We start from the raw sequence: 6,364 nt of genomic DNA on the forward strand, positions 1-6,364 counted from the left end.
GGGGTGGCCGTGGTGTCGGTGGGACCGGTGGGCCGCCCCCCCGGGGGCGGTGCCCCGGTGGGGTCGATGGTCGGCCCCGGTCCGGCGCTCATGTCGCGTCCCCGGGGGTGCGGCGGGTGATCTCGGTCAGGCGGTCGGCGGCTTCCCTCGCGACCTCCGGATCGAGGCCGGGTATGCGCACGGCACCGCTGGAGGAGGCGGTGGTGACCACCAGCGTGCTCAGTCCCATCAGCTGCTCCAGCGGACCGCGCGAGGTGTCCACGGTCTGGATGCGGGAGATGGGCGCGATGCGCCATTCGCGCACGAACCAGCCGCTCGCCGCGTAGACGGCCTCCTCGGCGATCTCCCAACGGTGCACGGCGTACCGCCAGGAGGGGACGACGGCGGCGCGCAGCACGCAGAGCACGGCGAGACCGATGAGCAGCGGTCCGCTCCACACCCGGCCGCCCTCCCAGACCGTGTACAGCACCGCCGTGCCGCCGATCAGGGGGATGAAGCCGCCCAGGGAACGCAGGATCCACCAGGGGACGGCGCGTCGCAGGACGCGGTGGTGGGGTGGCCGCAGCACCATCGGCGCCCCGGATCCCCCCGTGGATCCATCGGGAACAGTCACCGGCTCAGTCATGGGACACAGTGTCCCATGGTGGGTCCGGCACGCTCCACCGTAATACACGCCCTATCCTTCTCCCATGTCGGAGAGCCCTCCACCCGGTACCGGGACCGGCCGGACACCCGGTACGACGGAGCGGACCCGTCGCGCGATCCTGGACGCCGCCGTGGCTGCCTGGACCGCCGACCGCACCGCCCCGATGTCCGAGATCGCCCGACTCGCGGGCGTGGGCCGCAGCACCCTGCACCGCTACTACGCCGACCGCCCCGCACTGCTCCGGGCCCTGGACGAGGAGGCGTTCGCGCTCACCGCCCGCGCCTTCGCCGAGGCCGAGCCCGAGCGCGGGACACCGGTGGAGGCGCTGCGCCGCCTGGTGCGGGCGATGTTCGACCTGGGGCCGGTGATGAACCTGCTGTTCACCGAGAACAGGGACGAGGAGGGGGGCTGGGACGACTCCCGCTGGGAGCGGATCCACGCCCCGGTCGGCGCCCTGTTCCTGCGCGGCCGACGGGAGGGGGTCATCGCGCCAGGCGTGGACGCCGACTGGTTCGTGCGCTGCCTGTGGTACCTGCTCTCGGCGGGCTGGGAGGCGGTGCGGGAGGGTACGGCCGCCAAGCAGCGGGCGGTGGACCTGGTCATCGGCACGTTGGAGCACGGCCTCCTCGCCCCCGGCGCGGACCGGGGGGAACGCGGGTGAGAGCACCCCGGGGAACTTGGTATGGTGAACACGTCGCCACGACACCGCGCGGAGGACCGCCGGGTCGCAGGCGGAACACCTGTCCGGGTGGCGGAATGGCAGACGCGCTAGCTTGAGGTGCTAGTGCCCTTTATCGGGCGTGGGGGTTCAAGTCCCCCCTCGGACACCGGCGAGGACCCCGGCTCGGCCGGGGTCTTTTTCCGTTCCCGGGAACGTCCGTCAGGTCCCGCCCGGGTGGCAGGGGAGACCGTGCGGCGGGCCCCGGTGTCCGGGTCGGCGGGATCCGGGGCGACGGTGCGAGGTCGCCCCCGGTCCGTCCCCGGTCACCGTGGGCGGTGGGGTCGGCGGAACGCGACTCCCGCTCCGGCGGGATCCGAGGCGGGAGTTACCCGGCGACCGGGCGGACGCGGAACCCCCGGTCACCGCCGGGGGTCGGGGGCGCGGTGCTGTTCCGCACGACGAGCCGGGTGGAGAGTTCCATGCGGTCCACCGGCAGGGGTTCGCCGCGGGCCAGGGTGAGCAGCATCGTCGTGGCCTGACCGCCCATCTCGCGGAGCGGCTGGCGGACGGTGGTGAGGGCCGGGACGATCCACTCGGCGGTGGGCAGGTCGTCGAAGCCGACCACGCTGAGGTCCCCGGGGATGCGCAGCCCGGCCTCGGCGGCGGCCTGGTACACGCCGATGGCCTCGTGGTCGTTGGAGGCGAAGATCGCGGTGGGCGGGTCGGGCAGGCTCAGCAGCCGGCGGGTGTGGGTGAGGCCGTCGGCGATCTGGAAATTGCCGATGCGGATCAGGTCGGGATCGGAGGGGATGCCCGCCATGTCCAGGGCGGCGCGGTAGCCGTCGAGCCGGGCCCGGGCGGCGAGGACGCCCTCCGCGCCGGTGATCACCGCGATGCGGCGGTGACCGAGTTCGATCAGGTGACGGGTGGCCGACAGCCCCCCGTTCCAGTTGCCCGCGCCGACCGAGGCGGCGTCGTGGCCGGGTGCCCCGGTGGGATCGACGAGCACGTAGGGCACACCACGACTGCGCAGCCGGTGGTTCTGGTCCTCGGTGAGGCCGGAGCACACGGTGATGACTCCGGTGGAGCGGCGGGCCAGAACCTCCTCGACCCAGTCCCGGCCCGGCATCTGACGGCCCTGCAACTCGGTGACCACCACCGCCAGGCCGTTCTGCCGGGCGACCCGCTGGACCCCGTGGAAGATCTCGACCCCGTACAGGCCGTTCAACTCGTGGAAGACCAGCTCCAGCAACGGGGCCGGGCGGCCGCCGCGCTTCTGCCGCCGGTAGCCGTGACGGCGGATGGCGCCCTCGACCAGCTCGCGGGTCCCGGGAGCGATGTTGTCCCGCCCGTTGACCACCTTGGAGACCGTGGCGACCGAGACGCCGGTGCGTTGGGCGATCTCCGCGAGAGTCAGCGGACCGCCGGACGCTTCGTCGCCCTTGGCGCTGTCGTGGGCAGAGGTCATGGCGGCACTATAACGCGGACACCCATCCCCCTTGGGGGGAAATGTTGGGCTATGTGCCATCCCGGAAGCCGAATCGCCCTCTTCCTCAGCACCTCATCACCGCCCCCGGAGCGAAGAAACTTTTCAAGACTTTACCGAAATCATCGAATCATCGTGAGGTCGTCACACCTTCGATCCACCGGGGCGGAAGGGTCGACAGCGGCCGGAATCACCCCCTGGTCACACTTCCCCACACCCAGCGGAGTCGCGTTATCACGTCGTGACATCGTGACGCACCTCTTGACGGGGGTGGCGAACGTTCTTACCGTTTCCGGCCACGTAATTGTTTCGTAGTTGCTCCGGAAATTTTCGCGGACAAAGGCGCTTCGATGATCAAGAGCTTCTCCAGCAGACGTGTCACCCCCGTGATCCTCGCCACGGCCCTCGGCCTCGCCGCGGTCGGATGCGGCGGCAACTCCTCGTCCGGCGGCGACGGCAACTCGTTCGAGTTCTGGTCGTTCTCCGGCATCAACCAGAAAGCCGCCGTCGAGAAGTACGAGGCGGCCAACCCGGACATCACCGTGAAACTGACCGAGGTCGGCACCACCCAGGAGACCGCCCAGGCGCTGACGACCGCGCTGGCCGGTGGCAAGGTCCCCGACCTCGTCCTGATCCAGGGCGATGACCTGCCGCGGTTCGTGGAGCAGCCGCAGAACTTCCACGATCTGCGGGAGTTCGGCGCCGACGAGAGGAAGGACGACTACCTGGATTGGGTGATCAACCAGAGCGTCGCCCGGGACGGCTCGATCATCGGCATCCCCACCGATGTCGGCGGCATGGCCGTCGCCTACCGCACCGACCTGTTCGCCGAGGCCGGCCTGCCGACCGACCGGGACGAGGTCGGCGCGCTGTGGCCGACCTGGGAGGACTTCATCGAGGTGGGCCGGCAGTACACCGACGCCACCGGCAATGCCTTCATCGACAACGCCCCCACCAGCGTCTTCTACCAGGCCGTCAACCAGGTGTCGCAGAAGTACCACGACGCCGACGGCGAGCTGATCCACGACACGAACCAGGAGGTCAGGGACGCCTTCGACCTCGCGCTCGACGCCATAGCCGCCGACATCTCCGCCGGGCAGGCCTCGTTCACCGAGGGCTGGAGCGCCGGGATGCAGCAGGGCGCCTACGCCGTGGTGGCCGCCCCCTCCTGGATGCTCAACAGCATCCGCAGCAACGCGCCGGACACCGAGGGCAACTGGGACGTCGCCACCATCCCCGGCGGCGCCGGCAACTGGGGCGGCAGCTACCTCGCGATCCCGGCGAAGGCCGCCAACCCCGAGGCCGCCTGGGCCTACATCAGCGAGATGCAGTCGCCCCAAGGGCAATTGGAGCACTTCCTCGACTCCGGCGCCCTGCCCACCACCCCCGAGGTCTACGACGACGAGGACCTGACCGCGAGCACCGACCCGTTCTTCTCCGACGCGCCCATCGGCACCATCTACACCGACTCGCTGCTGGGGCTGGAGCCGTTCCTGATCGGTCCGGACAGCGCCACCATCGGCAACGAGTTCCTCAACGCCCTCACCGCCGTCGAGCAGGGGGGCGCCGACCCCGACGAGGCCTGGGACACGGCCCTGGCCAACATCCGCACCGCCATCGGGCAGTGAGGAACCCGTGAGGACACGCACCCTGCCCGGGCCGCGGCCCTCCGCCCCGCCGACGGCCCCGAAGGGGGCCGCGGCGGGGGCGGACGGGCCGGGGCCGGTCCGGCACCGGCTCGCCGAGCGGATCGCGCCCTACAGCTACATCGCGCCGTTCTTCCTGCTCTTCGCGGTGTTCGGTCTCTTTCCGCTGCTTTTCACCTTCTACATCGCCCTGTTCGACTGGAACCCCATCGGCGACCGCACCTTCATCGGCTTCGACAACTTCACCCGTCTGTGGGACGACGGACGGTTCTGGAACGCCACCCGCAACACGCTCAGCATCTGGTTCCTGTCCACCGTGCCCCAGCTGTTGGCCGCGCTGCTCCTGGCGCACCTGCTGAACCACGTGCGGCTGCGCTTCGCGGGTTTCTTCCGCATGACGATGCTGGTGCCCTACATCACCTCGGTGGCCGCGACGACGATCGTCTTCGCCCAGATGTTCGATCGGGACTACGGTCTGCTGAACTGGCTGCTCGGTCTGGTCGGCGTCGGCCCGATCAACTTCCTCCAGTCGACCGGCGCCAGCCACGTGATGATCGCCACCATGGTCGCCTGGCGCTGGTTCGGCTACACCACCCTGCTCTACCTGGCCTCGCTCCAGGCCATCCCCCGCGAGACCTACGAGGCCGCGGCCGTCGACGGCGCCGGAGGCCTGAAGCAGTTCTGGCACATCACGATCCCCTCGCTGCGGCCGATCATCATCTTCACCGTCGTCACCTCGACGATCGGCGGTCTGCAGATCTTCACCGAGCCGCTGCTCGCCGGGAGAGCCACCCCGCTCACCTGCGGGCCGACCCGGGAGTGCCAGACCCTGACCCTCTTCCTCTACGAACAGGGCTTCGGAGGCTATGAGTTCGGCTACGCGGCGGCCATCGGCGTGGCGCTGTTCGCCATGATCGTCGTCATCGCGCTGATCAACTACCTGCTGTCCACCCGTATCCGCTCGGAGCGATGATGACGACCACCACACCCCCGGTGGCACGCCGGTCACCACCGGCACGCCGTCCCCGTTCCCCGGGGCGGGTCCCCTGGTGGGCCTACGCCCTGCTGGTGTTCGCGACGTTCATCTGCGTCTTCCCGCTGTACTGGATGTTCGTCGTCGCCTCCACAGACACGGCCACCGCCAACCAGATGCCCCCGGCGGTCATCCCCGGCGGCAACCTGCCCGACCGCGTCGACCTGGTCTTCAGCACGGTGCCGTTCCTCCGGTCCATGATCAACAGCGTGGTCGTGGCCGGCTGCGTCGGCATCGGACACGCCGTCATGTGCTCGCTGGCCGGCTTCGCCTTCGCCAAGCTGAACTTCCGCGGTCGCGACACGCTGTTCCTGGTGCTGGTGCTCACCATGACCGTGCCGATGCAGCTCGCGATCATCCCGCAGTACCTGATCGTCTCCGAGCTGGGCTGGGTCGACAGCCTTCAGGCGGTGATCGTGCCGGGGCTGCTGCTGGTCAGCGCCTTCGGGATCTTCTGGATCCGGCAGCACCTGTCCGTTACGCTGAGCGACGAACTGATGCAGGCCGCCCGGATCGACGGCGCCAACACCTGGCAGATCTTCTGGCGCATCGCCTTCCCGATCGTCCGGCCCGCCGCGTTCGTCCTGGGCCTGTTCAGCTACGTCACCGCCTGGAACGACTTCCTGTGGCCGTTCGTCGTCCTGAAGTCGCCCGACAACTTCACCGTTCAGATCGCCATCAAGGCACTCCAGAACAACTACGACATCGACCTGGGGCTGGCCATGGCGGGGTCCTTCCTCGCGACCCTGCCGCTGCTGGTGCTGTTCGTCTTCGTCGGCCGGCGTATGGTCGCCGGCATCATGGAAGGAGCGTTCAAGGGGTGACGGATCACACCGAGACAAGCTCTCCCGGGACCGGTCGGCGGGCCCTGGTGGTGCGGGGTGGCTGGGAG

At 69.7% G+C, this 6,364-nt stretch carries 6 protein-coding genes and 1 tRNA gene; 5 read left to right on the plus strand and 2 right to left on the minus strand.

The window, feature by feature from the left end; all coding sequences use genetic code 11:
• Positions 1–88: 88 nt before the first annotated feature.
• A complete protein-coding gene (locus tag FNQ90_RS09215) occupies positions 89–571 on the minus strand; it encodes a PH domain-containing protein (RefSeq protein ID WP_228470992.1) in 483 nt (160 codons plus the stop codon).
• A 205-nt stretch (positions 572–776) separates the two neighbouring features.
• On the opposite strand from FNQ90_RS09215, the gene FNQ90_RS09220 reads away from it, so the two are divergent.
• On the plus strand, positions 777–1,307 hold the full coding sequence (locus tag FNQ90_RS09220; RefSeq protein ID WP_182605919.1) for a TetR/AcrR family transcriptional regulator: 531 nt from the start codon (positions 777–779) through the stop codon (positions 1,305–1,307).
• A gap of 81 nt (positions 1,308–1,388) precedes the next feature.
• Positions 1,389–1,473: transfer RNA gene (locus FNQ90_RS09225), tRNA-Leu, on the plus strand.
• A 219-nt stretch (positions 1,474–1,692) separates the two neighbouring features.
• Here the strand turns inward: FNQ90_RS09225 and FNQ90_RS09230 are convergent.
• Complete coding sequence (locus tag FNQ90_RS09230) at positions 1,693–2,775, minus strand: LacI family DNA-binding transcriptional regulator (protein ID WP_182605920.1); 1,083 nt, start codon at positions 2,773–2,775, stop codon at positions 1,693–1,695.
• Between the two features lie 368 nt (positions 2,776–3,143).
• Here FNQ90_RS09230 and FNQ90_RS09235 point away from each other — a divergent pair, with 368 nt between their 5' ends.
• Genes FNQ90_RS09235 through FNQ90_RS09245 form a run of 3 tightly spaced genes read left to right on the plus strand, consistent with a single transcriptional unit; the run spans position 3,144 to position 6,296 of the window.
• Positions 3,144–4,421, plus strand: coding sequence for an ABC transporter substrate-binding protein (locus FNQ90_RS09235; protein WP_182605921.1), 1,278 nt, complete (start codon positions 3,144–3,146; stop codon positions 4,419–4,421).
• Between the two features lie 7 nt (positions 4,422–4,428).
• A complete protein-coding gene (locus tag FNQ90_RS09240) occupies positions 4,429–5,412 on the plus strand; it encodes a carbohydrate ABC transporter permease (protein WP_323379854.1) in 984 nt (327 codons plus the stop codon).
• Entirely contained in the window at positions 5,412–6,296 is an 885-nt protein-coding gene (locus FNQ90_RS09245; protein ID WP_228454120.1) for a carbohydrate ABC transporter permease, read from the plus strand. The genes FNQ90_RS09240 and FNQ90_RS09245 overlap by 1 nt, the downstream gene beginning before the upstream one ends.
• Positions 6,297–6,364: the final 68 nt, after the last annotated feature.

This window comes from Streptomyces alkaliphilus, from assembly GCF_014141535.1.
GTDB classification, from domain to species: domain Bacteria; phylum Actinomycetota; class Actinomycetes; order Streptomycetales; family Streptomycetaceae; genus Streptomyces; species Streptomyces alkaliphilus.